Below are 22,199 nucleotides of genomic sequence, written 5' to 3'. Positions count from 1 at the left end.
AACATGAAAAGAAGAGATTTTATCCAAAAAACCGCTGCAAGCTCTGTAGTATTAGGGTTAAGTAATATAGGAATTAGTACTATTATTTCACCAGAAACCAAAAAAATTACAATTCTTCACACAAATGATGTACATAGTCATATAGATCCTTTTCCAGCAGATCATCCCCGAAATGCCAATATGGGTGGCGCTGCCCGAAGAGCGGCTTTAATTGAAAGTATTAGAAAAGAGGAAGAAAATGTATTGTTGTTAGATGCTGGCGATATTTTTCAAGGAACACCTTACTTTAATTACTATGGTGGTGAATTGGAATTCAAATTGATGAGCATGATGCAATATGATTTAGCCACTATGGGAAACCATGATTTTGATAACGGAATTGATGGCTTTTATGCGCAATTACCCCATGCAAAATTTGAATTTGTATCTGCTAATTACGATTTTAAAAACACGATTTTAAACGATATTGTAAAACCTTACAAGATTTTCAATAAAGACGGAATCAAGATTGGAATTTTTGGCTTAGGTGTTGAACTGGATGGCTTAGTTGATAAAAAACTATACAAAGAAACCGTTTACAACCACCCTATTGAAGTGGCACAAGATATGACAAGAATTCTAAAAGAAGAACAAAAATGTGATTTGGTTATTTGTCTTTCTCACTTAGGATTTTCCTATAAAAACGAACCTTACAAAGTTTCCGATTTGGAATTAGCTAAAAAAACAAAAAATATTGATTTAATTATCGGTGGCCACACACATACTTTTTTAGACAAACCTGTGGTTGAAAAAAACAGCGAAGGCAAAGATGTTTTAATCAATCAAGTGGGATGTTATGGTATTAATTTAGGTAAAATTGATTTTTATTTTTCTAAGGATAAAGCGGTGAAAAATAGTGGTAAAAATATTATGGTGTAATCTCAGATTCGATTCTTAAAAAATTATTTTTTTCATAAATTTTAAATCGGGTTCTATAAATAAAATAGCCAACAAATAAACAATAAGACAATTGTTGCGAAATAACGTTTATTAATTTTAACGCAATTACGTCTTTCATTTTAGTTGAAAAAATAAAAAACAAATCTGAAACAATAAAACTTGACACCATTAAAACCATATATAAAATGGTTCTATTATTGAAATTAAACTGGATTAGAAAAGTCAAAATTCCCATCACAAACAATAAAATTCCATAAATTATATAAATACTAAATTCCAATTGAGAAGACTCATTAATAAACGATAACACATTGTATAATAAGTAGAATAAGAGTAATATTATGATGTAAAATGAAATACTGTTTATCTCATATTTTTTTTTATTCAAATAGTACAAAAAGTCTTGACACAAAAAATAAGTAACAATAAAATAAGGTATTCCAAAACAAATTAATCCCTGAATTAAAAAATCAGAAGCGCTAATTAAATACAGAATTTCGCCAATAAAAAAAGATAAAATTGAAATTGAAAACAATAAATTAATTCTGCCTTTAACAGAAATAAAGTAAAAATAATAGATCGAAGGAATAATAATTGGTCTTGAGAATAACTCTAAATTTGGGCTATCAAAAAAAATTGAAAGCACGTACAAAATAAGTGCTCCAAAGTAAAATACTAATGCCGAATTTAGATTAGCCATCTATCATATTTTTAAAATCTATTTCTGATATTATTGTAATTTTTAATTGATTCGCTTTCTCTAGTTTTGATGGTCCCATATTATCTCCAGCAATCACAAAATCTGTTTTTGATGAAATAGAACTTCCTACTTTTCCACCGTTATCTTCTATTGCTTTTTTGAGTTCGTCTCTTGAATAAATTTCAAAAACACCAGAAACCACAAAGGTTTTTCCTTTTAACTTATCAGAGAGTAAAACATCGTCTGCTCCCGATTCTAATTGAACACCATATTGCTTTAATCGGTCAATGATAGTTATATTTTCTTGATTTTCAAAAAATTGAACCACACTTTGTGCAATTTTATCTCCAATTTCATCTACCAAAATCAAATCCATTATGCTGGCTTGTGCAATCGAATCTATTGATTTGTAATGTTTGGCTAGTTTTTTGGCAACAGTTTCACCCACATAACGAATCCCTAACGCATACAAAACACGTTCAAAAGGAATCGTTTTTGATTTTTCAATTCCGTTGATTAAATTTTCGGCAGATTTCTCAGCCATTCGTTCTAAAGGAATGATTTGCTCTTTTTTCAGTTCATACAAATCCGCATAATTGGTAATCAAACCAGCATTAAACAATAAAGCAACCGTTTCACCACCCAAACCATCAATATCCATGGCTTTTCGGGTAATAAAATGCTGAATTCTTCCTATAATCTGAGGTGGACAACCGTAAAAATTAGGACAAAAATGATTGGCTTCTCCTTCAGTTCTAACTAATTCTGTTTCACATTCAGGACAATGCGTAATGTATCTTGTGGGCTCAATTTGATTTCCTCTTTTGGCAACTGCGATAATCTTTGGAATAATTTCTCCACCTTTTTCAACAAAAACTTCATCACCAATTCTAATATCTAACTTTTCAATTTGGTCGGCATTGTGTAATGACGCACGTTTTACAATTGTACCCGCCAATTGTACGGGTTCTAAATTCGCAACTGGAGTAATAGCACCTGTTCGCCCAACTTGATATGAAATCGAGTTTAATTTCGTAGTTACTTGTTCGGCTTTAAACTTATATGCCATCGCCCAACGTGGCGATTTTGCAGTAAAACCTAATTCATCTTGATGTTGCAAGTTATTGACTTTAATTACTACTCCATCTGTTTCATAAGGCAAATCATGACGGTGTTTGTCCCAATAATTAATGTATTCAAAAACTTCATTAAGATTTTTTGCTAATTTAGATTGTGTTGGTACTTTAAATCCCCAATCTCTTGCTTTTTGTAAGCCTTCAAATTGCGTTTTAAATGGTAAATTATTCCCAATCACAAAGTATAATAAACAATCTAAAGGACGTTTTGCCACTTCAGCACTGTCCTGTAACTTTAAACTTCCTGAAGCGGTATTTCTTGGGTTTGAATAAGGTGTTTCACCAATTTCAATTAATTCTTGATTCATTTTTTCAAATCCGGCAAACGGAAGAATAATTTCGCCACGAATGTCAAATTTATCAGGAAAATCACCTTTTAAATGAATAGGAACAGCCTTAATGGTTTTGATGTTATTGGTTACATCATCGCCTTGAAAACCATCGCCACGCGTTACAGCACGCACTAAACGACCATTTTCATATGAGATACTAATCGAAGCACCATCGTATTTTAACTCGCAAGTATATTCCATTGGAACATCGCCTAAAACCTTTTGAATTCGGGTTTCCCAATCTTGCAAATCTTCGATTGAATAGGAATTATCCAACGAATACATGCGATATTCGTGTTTTATGGTTTCAAAATTTTTGGTCACCATTCCTCCTACTCGTTGAGTTGGTGAATTTTCATCAAAAAAATCAGGATGTTGCGCTTCTAAATCTTGTAATTGTTTTAGCTTTTGATCAAATTCAAAATCAGAAATTGTGGGTTTATCCAATACATAATAGCTGTAATTATGCTGATTTAATTCGTCTCTTAAATTTTTAATAGTATCTAAAACGTTCATATTTACTGATTGATTAGGCTGTCTAATTTGGTAAACAATTCTCCTTTGCTAATAATTCCACCTTGCTTTATGATTTCAAACAACGATTCATTTCTGTTTTCTGACAAGTCTTTTTTACCTCTTGTAATTTCTACATCATCGGAAAACAAATTTTCAGATAACCAATGAATTCCATCGGCAGAAACAAAATCAATTTGTGGATTATTGGTTTTAATTACGAAAGAAAAAACCGCATTTTGCATACATTTAAAAAGAAAAATGTAGTTTTTAGAAAAATGATCAATGTGCGTGACATTCGTCAGTGCTTTTTCCCAAATCATATCAGAAAAAACATCAATCTCTTGTTCGGCAATGTGTGGTTTATTTTGTTTGATTTCATCCCATTCCTTTTTATCTATCGATTGTGTGGCTAAAAAAGTAATAAATTCGGGATGCAATTCTTCTAATTGCTCTTTGGTTAATCTTGCGTACTTCATTTAGTAATTTTATAAAGTAAAGATAAAAAAAAAGCCCCGAAAAATTCGGAGCTAATTTATATTTTTAGAAAAATTATGCTTTTTCGCCTACGATTTCGTAAGGTAATTCAACGATAACATCTCTGTGTAATCTTACGTTTGCAGTATATTTACCTACACGTTTTACTACTCCACTTGTGATGAATTTTCTATCAATTGAGTGACCGTTAGCTTCTAATGCTTCAACAATGTTAGCGTTAGTAACTGAACCAAACAATTTATCACCACCTGCTTTAGCAGTAATTTTGATATCTAAAGCTTTTAAAGCCTCAGCTAATTTCTTAGCGTCGTCTACAATTTTAGCTTCTTTGTGTGCTTTTTGCTTAAGGTTTTCAGCTAAAACTTTTTTAGCAGAAGGAGTAGCTAAAATAGCAGCACCTTGAGGAATTAAGAAGTTACGTCCGTATCCGTTTTTCACAGTTACTACATCATCTTTAAATCCTAAATTTTGAACGTCTTGTTTTAAGATAAGTTCCATGTTGTTGTCCTTTTAATTAGAAGTTAGCCCGCCAATGGCGAAGCAACAACTATTTGTTAAATATTATTTTAATAAATCGGCCACGTATGGCATTAAAGCTAAGTGACGAGCTCTTTTAACAGCTACAGAAACTTTTCTTTGGTATTTTAATGAAGTACCTGTTAAACGTCTTGGTAAAATTTTACCTTGCTCGTTAACAAATTTCAATAAAAAGTCTGCGTCTTTATAATCGATATATTTGATACCTGATTTTTTGAAACGACAGTATTTTTTAGTTTTGTTTGTATCAATATTTAAAGGCGTAAGATATCTAATATCTCCGTCTTTTTTACCTTTTGCAGATTGCTCTAATGTAGACATGATTAGTTTGTTTTAGATTTTAATTTTGCTCTTCTTCTCTCTGCCCAAGAAATTGCATGTTTGTCTAAAGACACTGTTAAGAAACGCATAACACGCTCATCACGACGGAATTCAGTTTCAAATGCAATAATAATTTCAGCTGGTGCTTTGAATTCGAATAAGTGGTAAAATCCACTTTTCTTGTGTTGAATTTCGTAAGCTAATTTTTTTAAGCCCCAATCTTCTTTCGATACCATCTCAGACCCTTTAGAAGTAAGAAAATCTTCAAACTTGCTTACTGTTTCCTTTACCTGTTGCTCAGATAAAACGGGATTCAAGATGAAAACAGTTTCATAATGATTCATAATCTTTATATTTATTGTTATAAAATTGGGTGCAAAAATAGTAATTTTATTCAAATAATCAAGCATTAATCAAATAAAAATTTTACTATATAAAAACTTGTTTTGTTACATTATTTGTTATACTTTTAACTTTATTAAATTTATATGCCCATGAAGTTGAATTGTATTGTTGTTGATGATAGTGCTATACAAAGAATAACTATCACAAAATTAGTAAACGAATCAACATTATTGAACTTAATTGGTGATTTCGCTAATGCCCTAGAAGCTAAAAATTGTATTAATAACAATACGATAGATTTGATATTTCTGGATATTGAAATGCCGCTTATTAATGGTTTTGACTTATTAGATGGTCTAAAGACCAAACCTCAAATTATATTTATTACATCAAAAGCAGATTATGCTGTAAAAGCTTTTGATTATGAAGCTACGGATTTTTTACAAAAACCAATCTCTAAAGAGCGTTTTAACAAAGCAGTAAAAAAGGCAACTGAAATGCATGCACTTCGTTATGAAAATCATGAAGACCAAGGAGAAAGCATTGTAATTAAAAGTAATTTAAAGAAATTAAAAGTTTATTTATCAAGAATTAAGTGGATTGAAGCTTACGGTGATTATATCAAAGTTGTTACAGATGATGAAAGTCACTTGGTGTTATCAACCATGAAAGGTTTTGAAAAAGAACTTCCCTCAGGAAAATTTATTCGTGTACACAAATCTTACATTATAAATTTAGATCGAGTGGAAAAATTCAATAGTAAGTTTGCAGAAATTGGAACTACTAAAATTCCGTTGAGCAGAAATAAGAAAGAAGAAATTGTAAAAGCAATTGAAAATTCTTAATATACATCTACATTTACAGTAACCTTAATAGAACGATATTGCGGAATAGCTTCAAAACTGTTTCGCATTTTGTTTATAATCGTTTTAGTTTGTCCCAAATTTGAATTTACAGGAATTTTTACCATAATCGTTCTTATGTATTCATTACGAATTCGATTAATTGCTGGTTCTTCAGGACCTAAAACAGGAATAGGTAAACTTTGCACCAATACGTTATAAAACCAAAGTGAACCTTCTTTCAACTTATCAAAATCACGGTGTTTTAAAGTCAGTTTTATCAAACGAAAGAAAGGAGGATATTTAAAATTCTGACGTTCATAAATTTGCTCCTTGTACATTGACATATAATCATTACTCAAAACCTGCTGAATGGTGTTATGATACGGATTAAAAGTCTGAATCAATACTTTTCCTTTTTTTTCAGAACGTCCTGCCCTACCCGAAACCTGTGTCATCATTTGAAACGCTCTTTCATAAGCTCTAAAATTTGGTTGATTCAATAAATTATCAGCATTTAAAATCCCTACTAAGGTAACATTATCAAAATCCAAACCTTTGGCAAGCATCTGAGTTCCCACCAAAACATCTATTTCTCTATTTTTGAACGAATCAATTATTTTTTCAAAACCAAATTTGCCTCTAGTAGTGTCTTGATCCATTCTTCCGATGTTTTTCTCAGGAAAAAGCGTTTTCAATTCCATTTCGATTTGTTCAGTTCCAAAACCCTTCGTAGTTAAATCCACCGATTGACAACTATGACAATGCGTAGGCTTTGCAATTGAATAGCCGCAATAATGACAACGCAATTGATTTTTGAACTTGTAATAGGTCAAACTCACATCGCAACTAGGACAATGTGGCACATGACCACACGTCATACATTCCACATAAGGCGAAAATCCTCTGCGGTTTTGAAATAAAATAACTTGCTCACCATTAGACAAAGTTTCTGTAATTGCTTCCAGAAGTTCATCTGAAAAATGTCCGGTCATTCTTTTTCTAAAATACTTGTCTTTTATATCTATAAGCAAGATTTCAGGTAAAACCACATTTCCATAACGTACTTTCAATTCAGTTAAATCGTATTTCTTTGATTGCACATTATGAAAAGATTCTAAACTTGGCGTAGCACTTCCTAAAAGCACTTTTGCATTATGTTGCTTTGCTAAAACTATGGCCGCATCTCTTGCATGATATCTTGGTGCTGGGTCATGTTGTTTATAGGTTTGCTCGTGTTCTTCGTCAACTATAATACATCCTAAATTTGAAAATGGTAAAAATAAAGCACTTCGAACACCAATTACCACTTTCGCTTTTGGCGAATTTTCTAACACTTGATTCCAAACTTCAATACGTTCGTTATTAGAATATTTCGAATGAAAAACAGCAACTTCATTTCCAAAATAAGCCGTTAATCGTTGAACTAATTGCGTGGTTAAAGCAATTTCGGGCAATAAAAACAAAACTTGTTTATCTTGTTGTACATATTGTTCTAAAAGCTTGATGTAAATTTCTGTTTTTCCAGAAGCTGTAACACCTTGCAATAAATTCACATCAAAATTTTCAAAATTAGCTTGAATGCTATCAAAAGCTATTTGCTGTGGTTCACTTAACTTGAAATGGCTATTTTCTTCTTGTGTAAAAGCGACTCTATCTTGTGCGATATAATATTCCTCAAATATAGTTTTATCTACCAACGATTTAACAATGGCTGAAGAACTTCCTGATGTTTCAATTAATTTTTTTACAGCAATTGGATTTTTATCCTGAGCCTGCAATTGAAAATAATGCAAAACCAACTCCCGTTGTTTCTTTGCTTTGGACAACACTTCTAATAATTCGGCTAGTTTATCTTGTTGCAAAAATTCGTCATGCAATTTAATATAGCGCACTAACTTCGGTTTGTACTGTTCCGAAATTTCTTCTTGTAACACCAGAGCACCTTTTGCTAATAGTCTGTTAATAATTGGAAAAACCGTTTTCTTTCCTAAAATTTTAATCACATCTTGAACTGTAATTGACGATTGGCTTTTTAAGGCTTCTAAAATCAAATATTCATCATCTTTTAAGTCACTTGCGTCAATTTCAAGGTTTTCTTTAGCCGAAATAATCGTTTCGCTTTCCAATATATAACCCGAAGGCAATGCACTTCGAAATACTTCTCCTAGCGAACACATATAATAGGAGGCAATCCATTTCCAATGTTCTATTTGGAACGAATTGACAACTGGTTTTTCGTCTAAAATTTGATGAATTTCTTTGGCTTCATATAATTGAGGTGGGGTATTGTTTTTATCTAAAACTAATGCGGTATAAATTTTAGTTTTACCAAACGGAACAGCCACTCGCATTCCAATTTGAATGTAGTTAAATTCAGCTTCAGAAACCTGATAAGTAAAGGTTTTTGAAACTGCTAACGGCAAAACAACTTCGATAAAATACAACATACAACAAATATAGTTTGAAAAAGAGAATAGAGAAAAGAAAATAGAAAAAAGATATATAATGATGGGTGATCTTATTCATAAAAAAAGCGCCCTCAATAGAGAACGCTTTTGTGTGTATTTTTAGGAATAAAATTATTTACCTAACATTCCGTCTTTTAGATCAGCATCAGCTGGTTTATCACACAACCAAATTCCGAATAAAGCTTTTTTGAAGTCATGCCCTTCAATAGTTCCTTTTTTAACCCCGTTTTTAAATACTACTACACCTTCGTTTGGAACGTTCATAATAATAAATACGTCACCTTTTTTAATTTCTTCTTTAAAGAAACCTTTGAATTTATCAATTTTTGCTTTTAAAGGTGCTGTTTTTTTACCCGTTGAGTTTTCAAAACCTTCGTTTATAGCAGAAATCATTTTATCAGAAGTAATCATTCCTGAAATGATATTTAATTTTATCGCTCCAGCTTCTTTACTATCCATGATTTCTTTTGCATTCGAACTCTTTTTTGGTAAATATAAAGAACCTACATACAAATCTATCCACATTTTTTCTCTAGTTCCAGCTCCGTTTAAAACTAAACTTTGTCCTTCTAAAGACAATTTAGCATCAACTTTAACACCAGAAACCGTTTGTTGTGCATTTACAGTTAATGTTGTTGCAATAACCATTAACAGGGTAATAATCTTTGATTTCATAATAATTTGTTTTAATTTTTGTTAAATATATAAATTTTTTCTTTTCAATTTTGAAATAGTTGCATTTAGTTCGAAACCCAAAAGTAAAACCATGCAATTGATCCAGATGTAAAACATTAATACAAGAAGCGTACCAATTGAGCCATAGAGTTCATTATAGCGCGCAAATTTTTCTACATAAACCCCAAATATATAGGAAGATAGAATAATTAAAATTGTCGTAAAAACGGCTCCATAACTGATAAAAGAAATTTTTGAAGTTTCTTTTGCACCAAATTTATAGAGTACAGATGTAGTAACTAAAATCATCAAAATAATAAATCCATATCGGCTCCATTCAATAACTGAAACATCTGCTACATAACCATGTATATTGATTTTCTGAATCATTACCTCTGCAATTACAATAGCAGCCACTGTGACAATTAAAATCAAAGACAATATCAATGAAATCGCTAGTGAAATAAAATACTGTCTAAAAAAACCTCGTGTTATTGTAATATGTTCAGACATTTCAAATCCGCCCAAAATAGCATTTATTCCGTTCGTCATCAATAAAATCGACAAAATAAACCCTGATGATAGCAATCCTTGGTGACTGGTTCCCATAATATCTTTTAGAATCATTTCGATGGCATCATACGTATTTGGCGGAACACCATTTTCGACAAACTCTAAAAAATCGGCTTGAAAATTTTCTAATGGAATGAAAGGAATTAAATTCAAAATAAATAAGGCAAATGGAAATAATGCCATAAAAAAACTAAATGCGATAGCACTTGCTCTGTATGAAAAAGCACCTTTAAAGATTCCTAAAACATACATTTCCAAAATATCATACAGCGATAAGCCTTCTAAAGTTTTTAATTTTATTGCTTTAGTAAACACTACCAATTGTTTGATAACTGGAATTTTATTGAGTTTATTTTCTATTTCTTCCGACATTAATTATAGTGCTTTTAAACTTAAATCCATGTTATAAACCGAATGTGTTAATGCTCCTGAAGAAATATAATTTACACCACATTCAGCATAATAGCGAATGGTTTTTTCATTGATATTTCCTGATGATTCTGTTAAACATTGTGTTCCAATCATTTGAACTGCTTTCTTAGTCGTTTCATAATCGAAATTATCCAATAGAATTCGGTAAACACCTCCACTACTCAATATTTGTTGTACTTCGTTTAAATTCCTTGCTTCAACAATGATTTTCAAATCTTTATTATTATCTATCAAATATTGTTTTGTTTTTGCAATTGCTTGCGGAATTCCTCCGGCAAAATCGTTGTGATTGTCTTTCAACATTATCATGTCATACAAAGCAAAACGGTGATTTTCACCACCACCAATTTTTACTGCCCATTTTTCGATGGCACGAATTCCTGGAGTGGTTTTCCGCGTATCTAATATTTTGGTTTGCGTTCCTTCTAATAAATCAACAAACATTTTGGTTTTAGTTGCGATGGCGCTCATTCGTTGCATCGAATTCAACACCAAACGTTCTGCTTTCAAAATGGATTGTGAGCTACCCGAAACATGAAAAACAATGTCGCCATATTTTACTCTTTCACCATCGTTAATAAAAGTTTCCACTTTCATTTCTTTATCCACATAGTTGAAAATCATTTTGGCAAATTCTACTCCAGCAATAATTCCCTCATCTTTAACTAATAACTTTGCTTTTCCTTGTGCTGAAGCAGGAATACAGGCCAACGAACTATGGTCGCCATCTCCAACATCTTCACGAATGGCATTCGTAATAATCAAATCTAATTCTTTTTGAAATTGCACTTCTGAAATCATGATCATTTAATTGAATTGCTAATGTAAGAAATCCTTTGTTGTTTTAAAAATTTAGAGTCGTAAAAACAAAAAACTCCCAGATAAAATCTGAGAGTTTCGTTATGATTGAATTTTAAATTCGATTAAGACAAAGCTGCTTTTACTTGATCAGCTGCTTCTTGGAATTGAACTGCAGATAAAATTGGCATACCTGAATTATCGATTAATTCTTTAGCAATTTCTGCATTTGTTCCTTGTAAACGAACGATGATTGGCACTTTAATAGCGTCACCCATATTTTTGTATGCATCAACAACACCTTGTGCCACACGGTCACAACGAACGATACCTCCAAAAATATTAATCAAAATAGCTTTTACGTTAGGATCTTTTAAGATGATACGGAAAGCTGTTTCAACACGTTTTGCGTCAGCAGTTCCACCTACGTCTAAGAAGTTAGCTGGTTCAAAACCTGCATATTTAATTAAATCCATAGTAGCCATTGCTAAACCAGCACCGTTTACCATACAACCTACAGTTCCATCTAAATCTACGTAGTTTAATCCTACTTCTTTAGCTTCAACTTCGATTGGATTTTCTTCTCTAACGTCGCGCATTTCAGCATATTTTGTTTGTCTGTATAATGCGTTATCGTCGATATTTACTTTAGCATCAACTGCTAATATTTTGTTATCTGAAGTTTTAAGAACTGGGTTAATTTCAAACATTGAAGCATCTGAACCAATGTAAGCATTGTATAGTGCATCAATAAATTTAACCATTTCTTTGAAAGCATTTCCAGAAAGACCTAAATTAAAAGCAATTCTTCTTGCTTGAAATCCTTGTAAACCTACAGCAGGATCAATTTCTTCTGTAAAAATTAAGTGTGGAGTATGTTCAGCCACTTCTTCGATATCCATTCCACCTTCAGTAGAATACATAATCATATTGCGACCAGTAGCTCTATTTAATAAAACAGAAACATAAAATTCTGATGTTTCACTTTCTCCAGGATAATAAACGTCTTCAGCAATTAAAACTTTATGTACTGTTTTTCCTTCTGGTGGCGTTTGTGGTGTAATCAACTGCATTCCGATGATTTGCTCAGAAATTTCAGTAACTTGGTCTAAGTTTTTAGCTAACTTAACTCCTCCACCTTTTCCTCTACCACCTGCGTGAATTTGTGCCTTTACTACGTACCAACTTGTACCTGTTTCAGCAGTTAATTGTTTAGCAGCAGCAACCGCTTCAACTGGATTGTTAGCTACAATTCCACGTTGTATGCGTACACCATAACTTGCTAAGATTTCTTTACCTTGATATTCGTGTATGTTCATAATTATTATGCGTTTATCTTGTTTTAAAAAGTGCCACAAAAATAACAAAGTAATTTTTAACTGACTAACTTTTTTCGGTTTAATTTGGGAATTTGGTATACATATATTACAAAAAATAGATGAGAATAAAACCATACAATGTTACAAATTAAACATTTTGTTATATTTTGTTATTTAATGTTGTAAAAATTGTAAGAAATAAATATTGAATTACTTTTGCAGCAAATAAAAAAATAATGAAACCAGAAGTATTACAACAATTAGCAACAGAATTTGGAAGTCCACTTTATGTTTATGATGCAGAAAAAATTGCCTCACAATATCAACGTTTGACAAGCGCTTTTAGTAAAGTTGAACGTTTTAAGGTGCATTATGCTGTTAAGGCATTGTCAAACATTTCGGTTTTAAAATACTTGAAAAGTTTGGGTTCGGCTTTAGATACAGTATCTATTCAAGAAGTACAATTGGGATTACATGCAGGTTTTGAACCAAACCAAATTATTTATACACCAAACGGTGTTTCAATGGAAGAAATTGAAACTGTAGCGGCTTTAGGTGTACAAATTAACATCGATAATTTATCAATTTTAGAACAATTTGGCACAAAACACCCAACAATTCCTGTTTGTATTCGAATTAATCCGCATGTAATGGCAGGTGGAAATGCAAATATTTCAGTAGGTCATATTGATAGTAAATTTGGAATTTCGATTCATCAATTGCCACATATTTTGAGAATTATTGAAAACACCAAAATGCACATCAACGGCATTCACATGCATACGGGTTCTGATATTTTAGACGTAGAGGTGTTTTTATATGCTGCGGAAATCTTATTTCAAACGGCAAAACATTTTCCTAAATTAGATTTTATCGATTTTGGAAGCGGTTTTAAAGTGCCTTACAAAAAAGGTGATATTGAAACAAATGTAGAAGAATTTGGAAGGAAATTAACAAAGCGCTTTTTAGCTTTCGAAAAAGAATATGGTCGTCCATTAACTTTAGCTTTTGAACCAGGAAAATTCTTGGTAAGCGAAGCGGGTTATTTCTTAGCAAAAGTAAATGTGGTAAAACAAACTACGTCAACTGTTTTTGCTGGAATTGATTCGGGATTCAATCATTTAATTCGTCCGATGTTATATGGAGCACAGCATCATATTGAAAATATTTCTAATCCAAAAGGAAAAGAGCGTTACTACTCGGTTGTAGGTTACATTTGCGAAACAGATACTTTTGCCAGTAACATCAGACTAACTGAAATTCATGAGAATGATGTTTTATGTTTTAAAAATGCCGGTGCCTATTGCTTTTCAATGGCTTCTAACTACAACTCACGACTAAAACCTGCAGAAGTGTTATGGAAAGACGGAAAAGGACATTTAATCAGAGAACGCGAGACGTTTGATGATATTTTGAAAAATCAAGTGATGATTGAAGTGTAAGTTTTGTCACCGATTTCACAACTTTACGTAGATAAAAAAGCATCAAATTTTAGTTTGATGCTTTTTTTTTATTTTTCTATATTTTTTTTTAGCTTCAACTAATGTTCTACTTATAAATTTTTCACCAAACTCATTTTCAATTTCATTTTCCATAGTACTTGCATAACATTCTTCCTTAAAATTTGGATTACAGTTTGCTTCAACACTAATATTATATTTATTCAACATATAATCTTTGTAAAACATCTGAAATTCATCTGCTACTACTAATCCTATAATTATGTATATTTTTTTTCCATTTTTATAATCTTCCTTTGCTCTATTAATCTCTCCTTGACAATAAGTTTCACTAAAAAATGGTTCACTAGGAATACTTTTTTTAGTATTGCAACTCCAAAAAAATATAAACAAAAAAATAAATCTCATTTTCTCACTGTAATCAAATTTATTTATCCAAAACTTCCAACAAAACCTTACCATCTGAACTATTTGGCATAGTGATTTTTAGCATTTGAGTGATAGTTGGTGCTATTTGTGTGATTTCTTTTCTATCATGGGTTGCTCCTTTTTGAATGTTCCAACCAAAGAAAATTAATGGAACATGGGTATCATAAGAATAAGGCGAACCGTGGGTTGTTCCGGTTGAAGAATATTCAACATAACCTGGTTTGAAAATCAATACTAATTCTCCGTTTTGTGTTGGGTCATACCCTTTGGAAACGAAGTTTAAATAATAATCACTTACGTTAGCATTGGCAACTTCTTCTTCGGTGTAAACACGCTTGATGTAGTCTTGTTTTTGCAAATAATCTTTAAAATTTTGTTTTACGTCTTGTAAGTTTAAGCCTTTTGATTTGACTTTATTTTTATCGATAAACACATTATAATTTGAGTAATCTAATACTAGATTTTCTCCAAAAGTAGTTTCAGAAAATTCCTTTAACTCTTTTTGAATGTTTTTATAATTGATGTTATCCACTTTGTACTTGTTGTCTTTTAAATACGTTACATTTTCAGCTCCAGCATGATCTGCCGTTAAGAAAACCAAGTAATTTCCTTTTCCAACGGTTTTATCTAAGTAAGCTAAGAAATCAGCAATAGTTTCGTCCAAACGTAAATACGTATCTTGCAATTCAATTGAACGTGGTCCTAAAACGTGTCCAATGTAATCTGTGGAAGAGAAACTTACGGCTAAGAAATCGGTGATATTGTCTTTTCCTAAATTCTCACTTTCAATGGCTTTTTTAGCAAAATCGGCTAATAAATTATTTCCGAAAGGTGTTGAACGCAGTACTCCAGCGTCATTTGCATCATACATGTCTTGCAAATTGTAAGGCATAAACGGTGCTTTTTTATACAATTTTCCTTCGTAAGGATTATTATCGGTTAAACTTTCATTGTAGGCTTCTTTTGGTTTTAGCAAATCCCAACCTTTGTTTACGTATTTCAAATAATTTTTCTCAGCATTAAATTGCGTTGCCCAATCTGGAAGTTTTTCTCCGTAATAGGTACTTGATATAAAAGCTCCGGTTTTGCTGTACCAAAATGCCCAATCGGCAAAATGTCCTGCAGGAAGAATTGCACCTCTATCTTTAATACTCATTCCAATCACTTTTCCTTTGAAATTGGTTGAAAGCTTTAATTCGTCAGTAATAGTAGAACTTTGCAAGTTTCTTGGTGACATTTTTCCTTCTTTATCCGAATCGTCTCCAATAGTTGAAACCGTTTCGTCATCGGTACAATACATTTCTTTTCCAGTAGCTTTATTGAACCATTCGTTACCTACAATTCCATGAACCGCTGGCGTAGTTCCGGTGTAAACTGAAGCGTGTCCTGGCGCCGTGTATGTTGGCATGTAATTGTAATGCGTGTTATGAAACGTGTAGCCTTGATTCATTAATCGTTTAAAACCATTTTCTGAAAAGTCGTTTGAGAAACGGTATAAGTATTCCATTTTCATTTGGTCAACAACAATTCCAACAACTAATTTTGGTTTATCTTGTGCAAAGTTTGCTGTTGCAATTAACGACACAATTATAAGTAAGGCTTTTTTCATTTTTTGAATAAATTTATACAAAAGTACATTTTTGATAGAATAACTATGTTAAGAAAACAAAAAGACTCTGAATTGCGAATACAACTGAGAGTCATTCTTATGGTATAACTGAATTTTTATTTTGTTACTTCCTCTACAATATCATAACAGAATACAAAATCTTTAAAATAGACATACAATTGTGGTTTATTTCCTTGATCGATTCTTGTCATAAACGAAATTTTCACAGGTGTTCCCAATTGATTTTTACATAAATACGAATTGATTTCATCTGTTTTTGTAACTTCTTTATCAAAATACTCAACAATTGTATAGTGCTGAATTTCTCTTGAGTAAATTACAATTTTATCTTTATCATAGTCTAAAGTAACAAACATTTCTGTTTTTTCAGGAGTTGACCATTTTCCCCAATTGTTTTTGTTGTCTTTTTCTAAAACCGTCATTTGAGTCGTTTTAAAACGAAACTGCTGAGCAAAACTCGAATATGAAGTTAAAAAAAGAAAAAATAATACGTATTTAAAAAAATTCATTTGATTAATATTTTAAAATTCAAAGGTAGTCACCTCATTTTTAGCAACGATAAATTCGGTCATTATATTATCAACAATAGTTTCAACAGGCAAAATATCGTGAATTAAACCTGCAATTTGACCTATTTCTAATTCGCCTTCGATTAAATCCCCTTCAAACATACCTCGTTTTGCTCTTCTTTTTCCTAATAATTCAACCAAATCTTCTTTTGATGGGCATTTTGCATAAAGTTCCTGAACATCGTTGTAAAATTTATTTTTAATCAATCGAACAGGAGCTAACTCTTTCAAAGTCAATTGTGTATCACCTTCACCCGTTTCAACGATTGTTCTTTTAAATTCATCATGCGCAGAACTTTCAGTTGAAGCAGCAAAACGACTTCCCATTTGAACGCCATCTGCACCTAATGTCATGGCTGCAAGCATTCCTCTGCCCGTTGCAATTCCACCAGCTGCTATTAACGGAATTGAAATTTGCTCACGTACCATAGGAATTAGTGTCAATGTAGTAGTTTCTTCTCTTCCATTGTGTCCTCCCGCTTCAAAACCTTCAGCAACAACAGCATCAACACCCGCTTCTTGTGCTTTTAAGGCAAACTTTGAACTGCTTACTACATGTACAACAGTTATGCCATTTTCTTTTAAAAAAGGGGTCCAAGTTTTTGGATTTCCTGCCGAAGTAAAAACAATTTTTACGCCTTCTTCTTTCAGAATTTGCATGATTTCTTCAATGTTTGGATACAACATTGGTACATTAACTCCGAAAGGTTTATCAGTAGCTTTTTTACATTTTTGAATGTGTTCTCTTAAGACTTCTGGATACATTGATCCTGCTCCTATTAAACCTAAACCGCCAGCATTACTTACTGCACTTGCTAATTTATATCCACTATTCCAAATCATTCCACCTTGAATAATTGGGTATTTTATGTTGAAAAGTTGCGTGATTTTATTCATTTATAATTTCAATAATTTTCCTTGAAGCGTTTTATTTTGAGTTGAAAGTTCATAGAAATACATTCCAGAAGCTAAATTTTCAACATTTATTTTTTGAATTGTTCCTGTAATTTTAAATTCTTGAACTTTTTGTCCTAAATTATTATATAAATGTAAAACTGAATTCACAGCTTGATCAGGTACCTTGACAAAAATTGAGTTATTTACTGGATTTGGATAAATTAAAAACACTTCGTTTTCAAATGATTCTGAACTTAATGCGTTCGTTAAAGCCAATTGAAAATCAGGAATTCCATAACCATATTGATTTGTAGGCAATGTAAATCTATCTGAAGATTCTTTTACAAATTGCACAACATCAGCTGCTGTTAAATTAGGAACTGCTGACCAAAAACTTGTAATCATTCCAGCCATAATTGGACCAGAAAATGATGTCCCATTTGCAGTAACAATTGTTCCGCTTGTGTTTGATACAACTGACGCTTGCCCTTGAGCCATGACATCAGGTTTTACTCGTCCATCAAAAGAAGGTCCTATAGAACTAAATGTTGCGTAAACTTCATCATTTCTAACAGCTCCAATCGCTAATACATTTGTAGCTTCTGCTGGAACACCAACGTATGGATCTGCTGTTGCTCCAGAGTTTCCTGCGCTTGCAATTACAACAATTCCTTTAGAAAATGCAATATTTGCACCTCTTGAAGCAAAAGCTTGGTTTCCTGTCATTTGACTATAAGTGTGACTATAATTTGGATTATCGTAACCAAAATACCCTAAAGAGGAAGTAATTACATCTACTCCTAACCTATCTGCTTCTTCGGCTGCTTCTACCCAATAGCTTTCTTCAACTGGATTTTCAGCTGCAACATCTTCTGTAACAAATAAATAATATTGAGCATCAGGAGCTGTTCCTACTAATTGTCCATCTACATAACCTCCCATACAAGAAAGCACCATAGTTCCGTGATTGTGTAAAGCATAAACGTTTGTGCTTTGATTCACGTAATTGTATCCGCCTAAAATCAAATTGTTGGTAAATAATCGTTGAAAAGGTGCGGCAACATTTACATTTTGAAAACCAGAATCTAAAACGGCTATGATTTTCCCAGCTCCTGTAAAATCTTGTTGGTGCAACAAATGTCCGTTTAACATTTGAATCTGATTTGCTGAAGTTCCGTAATTGAAAGTAACTTCAACATTCATATTTTTATTTATTGCAGAAAAATCTGAAGCTTTGGGTTGTCCAATTTTAGTATTTAATGCCTGATTTGCAAATTCAATTGAACTCACGAAAGACAAATTTGTTAATGCTTGTATGTCTGTTTGTGTTCCTCTTACGTGAAGCGCATTCAGCCATTTTGATTTTGCCATAACTGTAATTCCTGTTGAAGCAGTTACTTGATCAATATAGATTTGAGCAATTGGCACATCGGTATTGTTTAAAGCAATTCCTTGTGCAGTTCTTCTGTCCAAAGAACGTTGCGTTAACATGGTCAATGGATTGGCTAAAAAAGTAGCCGCATCAGGTTTGTCGGTAAAATAAACCCAAGCATCTTCTTGAGAAAACCCAAGATTAAAAGCAAGCAATAGTAAAAGTAACGTTTTCTTCATAGCTTAAGAATTTTATCAAAAATAATCATTTTTAATGAAGATATTACAACTTTTTTAAGCAATAACTCCACTTCCTAAAATTTCATCGTTATGATGCCATGCCACAAATTGTCCTTCTGTAATGGCAGATTGCGGTTTTTCAAACACAACATACATTCCGTCTTCAAACTGGTGTAAAGTTGCTTTTTGTAAGGGTTGACGATAGCGAATTCTAGCCATGACATCCATTTTTTCACCCACTTTTAAGGCTAAATCTTTACGAATCCAGTGAATCTCTTCGTTTGCAATGAACAATGCTTTTTTGAATAATCCTGGATGATTATTACCTTGGCCGGTATAAATAATATTTTTATCTACATCAGTTTCAATAATAAATAATGGCTCTTTTGTGCCACCAACATTTAACCCTTTTCGTTGTCCTTTTGTAAAATAGTGAGCTCCTTGGTGCTTTCCAACCACTTTTCCTGGCACTTTTAAATAATCAATTCGTTTGGCTTCAAAAGCAAAAGCTTCTTCTTCTGAATCGAATTGTGGCTTTTCTTGAGTAAATATTGTTGCTTCTGAAGGAATTTCAACAATAATTCCTTCTTTTGGTTGCAATTTTTGTTGTAAGAATTCAGGTAAACGCACTTTTCCGATGAAACAAAGTCCTTGAGAATCTTTTTTTTCGGCTGTGATTAAATCTAATTTTATAGCAATTTCACGAACTTCAGGTTTTGTTAATTCGCCAATTGGAAATAAAGCTTTTGCCAATTGTTCTTGTGATAATTGACATAAAAAATACGATTGATCTTTGTTATCGTCTTTTCCTGCTAATAATTGAAAAAATTCTTTTCCGTCTTTTTCAATGGTTCCTTTACGACAATAGTGTCCAGTTGCTACATAATCTGCACCTAGCGAAAGCGCAATTTTCATAAAAACATCAAACTTGATTTCTCTGTTACACAATACGTCGGGATTTGGTGTTCTTCCCTTTTCGTATTCGTTGAACATATAATCGACAATTTTTTCTTTGTATTGTTCTGATAAATCTACTGTTTGAAAAGGAATACCTAATTTTTCAGCAACTAAAAGCGCATCATTACTATCTTCTAACCAAGGACATTCGTTTGAAATGGTAACTGAATCATCGTGCCAATTTTTCATAAAAAGACCAATTACTTCGTAGCCTTGTTCTTTTAATAAATAAGCTGCAACACTAGAGTCTACCCCACCTGAAAGCCCAACAACAACTCTCTTCATAATTATTTTCCTTTCTCTTGTTCTTTTTTTACTTGCTCAAATGTTTTCGAAACTTTTTCAGTATAGCGTTGTTCGTATTTGATTAGTTCTTTACTGAATTTAATAGCTTTAACTTCTTTAATAACTTTGTTATTTTCAAAAAATTTCCAATTTCCAACGCGTTTTCCATTATCATAATTTCCTTCATACATTTTATTTCCGTTGCCATCATAATAAGAAGCTAATCCATTATATTGTCCATTTTTATAAATATGCTCATCAATTAATTTTCCTTTATCAGAATAGGTTTTAGCAATTCCTTCTTTAATACCAGCTTTGTAATTAGTGTCTTCAGCTACTGTTCCATCTTTATAAAAAACTTTTCTATTTCCTTCTAATTTTCCCTCTTTATAAAATTCAATAGTCATTAATTGTGTTGATTGGAAATGATAGTATTTCCAGGTTCCATCCGAAATTTTATCAACCAACTTTCCTTCACTTACTTTATTTCCTTTTTGATCATAAAAAATAACATAACAAGAACCATCACCTTTTGAAAAATCTCGGGTAGCAATTACAGTTCCAGCTTTAGTATCGTCAAAATATTTAAAAACACCCGTTTCTTTGCCGTGATTAAAAGTACCTTCATATCTTGGGCGGTTTGATTCTTTGTGCATTCCTTTCCACAATCCATGGCGATTTCCTTGTTCATCTAACTGATTGATTTTGTCTTGACAAAAACCCAAAAAGAATTTAAAATCAAAAAAAGGACAACAATTTGTTTCATTTTATATATTGTTTAATTTTTATTATTCACTAATTATCAAATACTTAACAAAATCAATAGTTTGTTTTTTTTAAATATTAAACAAAAAATAAATATGCGTTAAATATACTGCAAAACACGTTCTAACATTTTTTTATTTGTTTAATCTTTTTTAATTTTGGTTAAACAAAAAAAACAAATTCCCTATGAAAAACTTTGCAAAATTAATCAAATTAAGTTTAATAGTAGTAACTTCTACTATTATGTTTTCATGTTCTGATGATGACGGAACAACTAACGAAAATAATTCAATTGCTGCAATTGCTTCAAGAACACCCGATTTATCAATTCTTGTAGATGCGCTTGAAAGAACCGATTTAGTTGAAACGCTCGATCAGAGTGGTCCTTACACTGTATTTGCTCCTACAAATGCTGCTTTTACCGCATTTTTATCCGCAAATGGTTTTGCTAATCTTGATGCCGTACCAACTGCTGCTTTAAAAGAAATCCTATTGAATCATGTTGTTAATGGAACTAATTTATCAACAGGTCTTTCTACAGGGTATATCAAAACGCTTGCCAAAGGAAGTGCTTCATCAACAAATACATTGAGCATGTTTGTAAATACAGCTTCTGGTGTTCGCTTAAATGGTGTTTCAAGTGTTAGTACAGCTGATGTTGTTGCATCTAATGGAGTGGTTCATATTGTTAATGCTGTTATTGGACTACCAACTGTAGTTACACACGCAACAGCTAATCCAAATTTCTCAAGTTTAGTAGGCGCTTTAACTAGCGCTGGTCAACCTGATTTTGTAGGTATATTATCTGGTAGTGCTGGTTCTCCTTTTACCGTTTTTGCCCCATCAAATACAGCTTTTACAACATTTGAAACCGAAAACCCAGGAACTTTAGCAAGTTTAACATCAGCGCAATTAACTGCAGTTTTAAGTTACCATGTTGTTGCTGGAGCTAACGTGTTGTCGAATGCTATTCCAACAGGTCCTATAACAACTTATGAAACTGGAACATTTACCGTATCTGGTACTGTAATTACTGATGAAGCTATGAGACAAACAAATATTGTTGCTGTTGACGTTCAAGCTTCAAATGGTGTAATTCATGTTTTAGATAATATTATATTACCAAATTTAAATTAAGGTTTGTTTATATAAAATTGCTATGATA

General features: G+C 32.1%; 22 protein-coding genes. 4 read left to right on the top strand and 18 right to left on the bottom strand.

Annotated features, from left to right (window positions below; translation table 11 throughout):
• The first annotated feature begins 3 nt into the window (after positions 1–3).
• Positions 4–918 carry a bifunctional metallophosphatase/5'-nucleotidase gene (locus OLM52_RS02340; protein ID WP_264549542.1) on the top strand — a complete coding sequence of 305 codons (915 nt, stop codon included), beginning with the start codon at positions 4–6 and terminating at the stop codon, positions 916–918.
• Here the strand turns inward: OLM52_RS02340 and OLM52_RS02335 are convergent.
• From OLM52_RS02335 to rpsF, 6 genes are all read right to left on the bottom strand, one after another.
• On the bottom strand, positions 908–1,639 hold the full coding sequence (locus tag OLM52_RS02335; RefSeq protein WP_264549541.1) for a hypothetical protein: 732 nt from the start codon (positions 1,637–1,639) through the stop codon (positions 908–910). The two genes, OLM52_RS02340 and OLM52_RS02335, sit on opposite strands and share 11 nt — an antisense overlap.
• Positions 1,632–3,623, bottom strand: a complete 1,992-nt coding sequence (gene ligA, locus OLM52_RS02330) for an NAD-dependent DNA ligase LigA (protein WP_264549540.1) — start codon at positions 3,621–3,623, stop codon at positions 1,632–1,634. The genes OLM52_RS02335 and ligA overlap by 8 nt, the downstream gene beginning before the upstream one ends.
• Before the next feature lie 2 nt (positions 3,624–3,625).
• On the bottom strand, positions 3,626–4,099 hold the full coding sequence (locus OLM52_RS02325) for a DUF6495 family protein (protein ID WP_264549539.1): 474 nt from the start codon (positions 4,097–4,099) through the stop codon (positions 3,626–3,628).
• Positions 4,100–4,172: 73 nt separating this feature from the next.
• Positions 4,173–4,616: a 50S ribosomal protein L9 gene (rplI, locus tag OLM52_RS02320; protein WP_264549538.1), complete on the bottom strand. Its 444-nt coding sequence runs from the start codon at positions 4,614–4,616 to the stop codon at positions 4,173–4,175.
• Between the two features lie 63 nt (positions 4,617–4,679).
• Positions 4,680–4,976: a 30S ribosomal protein S18 gene (gene rpsR / locus OLM52_RS02315; protein ID WP_008253655.1), complete on the bottom strand. Its 297-nt coding sequence runs from the start codon at positions 4,974–4,976 to the stop codon at positions 4,680–4,682.
• 2 nt (positions 4,977–4,978) lie between these two features.
• Positions 4,979–5,320, bottom strand: a complete 342-nt coding sequence (gene rpsF, locus OLM52_RS02310; protein ID WP_166235845.1) for a 30S ribosomal protein S6 — start codon at positions 5,318–5,320, stop codon at positions 4,979–4,981.
• Positions 5,321–5,470: 150 nt separating this feature from the next.
• Between rpsF and OLM52_RS02305 the strand changes: the two genes are divergently transcribed.
• Complete coding sequence (locus OLM52_RS02305; RefSeq protein ID WP_264549537.1) at positions 5,471–6,166, top strand: LytR/AlgR family response regulator transcription factor; 696 nt, start codon at positions 5,471–5,473, stop codon at positions 6,164–6,166.
• On the opposite strand, the gene priA is transcribed toward OLM52_RS02305, so the two are convergent.
• The 5 genes from priA to sucC all read right to left on the bottom strand — a co-directional run bounded on the left by priA (position 6,163) and on the right by sucC (position 12,431).
• On the bottom strand, positions 6,163–8,613 hold the full coding sequence (gene priA / locus OLM52_RS02300; RefSeq protein ID WP_264549536.1) for a primosomal protein N': 2,451 nt from the start codon (positions 8,611–8,613) through the stop codon (positions 6,163–6,165). The two genes, OLM52_RS02305 and priA, sit on opposite strands and share 4 nt — an antisense overlap.
• A gap of 132 nt (positions 8,614–8,745) precedes the next feature.
• A complete protein-coding gene (locus OLM52_RS02295; RefSeq protein ID WP_264549535.1) occupies positions 8,746–9,309 on the bottom strand; it encodes a chalcone isomerase family protein in 564 nt (187 codons plus the stop codon).
• A 21-nt stretch (positions 9,310–9,330) separates the two neighbouring features.
• Positions 9,331–10,254, bottom strand: a complete 924-nt coding sequence (locus OLM52_RS02290; protein ID WP_264549534.1) for a YihY/virulence factor BrkB family protein — start codon at positions 10,252–10,254, stop codon at positions 9,331–9,333.
• Between the two features lie 3 nt (positions 10,255–10,257).
• Positions 10,258–11,115, bottom strand: coding sequence for a carboxylating nicotinate-nucleotide diphosphorylase (gene nadC, locus OLM52_RS02285; protein ID WP_264549533.1), 858 nt, complete (start codon positions 11,113–11,115; stop codon positions 10,258–10,260).
• A 122-nt stretch (positions 11,116–11,237) separates the two neighbouring features.
• Positions 11,238–12,431 (bottom strand): ADP-forming succinate--CoA ligase subunit beta, encoded by a 1,194-nt coding sequence (sucC, locus tag OLM52_RS02280; RefSeq protein WP_264549532.1) that lies wholly within the window; start codon positions 12,429–12,431, stop codon positions 11,238–11,240.
• 236 nt (positions 12,432–12,667) lie between these two features.
• Between sucC and lysA the strand changes: the two genes are divergently transcribed.
• The gene (gene lysA, locus OLM52_RS02275) at positions 12,668–13,873 is read left to right on the top strand and encodes a diaminopimelate decarboxylase (protein WP_264549531.1); all 1,206 of its coding nucleotides are present in this window, start codon (positions 12,668–12,670) and stop codon (positions 13,871–13,873) included.
• A 42-nt stretch (positions 13,874–13,915) separates the two neighbouring features.
• Here lysA and OLM52_RS02270 read toward each other — a convergent pair whose 3' ends face one another.
• The 7 genes from OLM52_RS02270 to OLM52_RS02240 form a co-directional block, all read right to left on the bottom strand.
• A complete protein-coding gene (locus tag OLM52_RS02270; protein WP_264549530.1) occupies positions 13,916–14,299 on the bottom strand; it encodes a hypothetical protein in 384 nt (127 codons plus the stop codon).
• A gap of 19 nt (positions 14,300–14,318) precedes the next feature.
• The gene (gene pafA, locus OLM52_RS02265; RefSeq protein ID WP_264549529.1) at positions 14,319–15,929 is read right to left on the bottom strand and encodes an alkaline phosphatase PafA; all 1,611 of its coding nucleotides are present in this window, start codon (positions 15,927–15,929) and stop codon (positions 14,319–14,321) included.
• A gap of 116 nt (positions 15,930–16,045) precedes the next feature.
• Positions 16,046–16,372: a hypothetical protein gene (locus OLM52_RS02260; protein ID WP_264549528.1), complete on the bottom strand. Its 327-nt coding sequence runs from the start codon at positions 16,370–16,372 to the stop codon at positions 16,046–16,048.
• A gap of 99 nt (positions 16,373–16,471) precedes the next feature.
• Positions 16,472–17,416: an NAD(P)H-dependent flavin oxidoreductase gene (locus OLM52_RS02255; RefSeq protein WP_264549527.1), complete on the bottom strand. Its 945-nt coding sequence runs from the start codon at positions 17,414–17,416 to the stop codon at positions 16,472–16,474.
• A complete protein-coding gene (locus OLM52_RS02250; protein ID WP_264549526.1) occupies positions 17,417–19,027 on the bottom strand; it encodes a S8 family serine peptidase in 1,611 nt (536 codons plus the stop codon). It abuts the gene before it with no gap.
• Positions 19,028–19,081: 54 nt separating this feature from the next.
• A complete protein-coding gene (gene mnmA, locus OLM52_RS02245) occupies positions 19,082–20,269 on the bottom strand; it encodes a tRNA 2-thiouridine(34) synthase MnmA (protein ID WP_264549525.1) in 1,188 nt (395 codons plus the stop codon).
• 2 nt (positions 20,270–20,271) lie between these two features.
• The gene (locus tag OLM52_RS02240; protein ID WP_264549524.1) at positions 20,272–20,994 is read right to left on the bottom strand and encodes a toxin-antitoxin system YwqK family antitoxin; all 723 of its coding nucleotides are present in this window, start codon (positions 20,992–20,994) and stop codon (positions 20,272–20,274) included.
• Between the two features lie 226 nt (positions 20,995–21,220).
• Here OLM52_RS02240 and OLM52_RS02235 point away from each other — a divergent pair, with 226 nt between their 5' ends.
• Positions 21,221–22,171 (top strand): fasciclin domain-containing protein, encoded by a 951-nt coding sequence (locus OLM52_RS02235; RefSeq protein WP_264549523.1) that lies wholly within the window; start codon positions 21,221–21,223, stop codon positions 22,169–22,171.
• The last annotated feature ends 28 nt before the right edge of the window (positions 22,172–22,199 follow it).

The organism is Flavobacterium sp. N2820, from assembly GCF_025947285.1.
GTDB lineage: Bacteria > Bacteroidota > Bacteroidia > Flavobacteriales > Flavobacteriaceae > Flavobacterium.
Note: the sequence above shows the minus strand (reverse complement) of the source record. Positions and strands in the feature narration are given on the sequence as shown.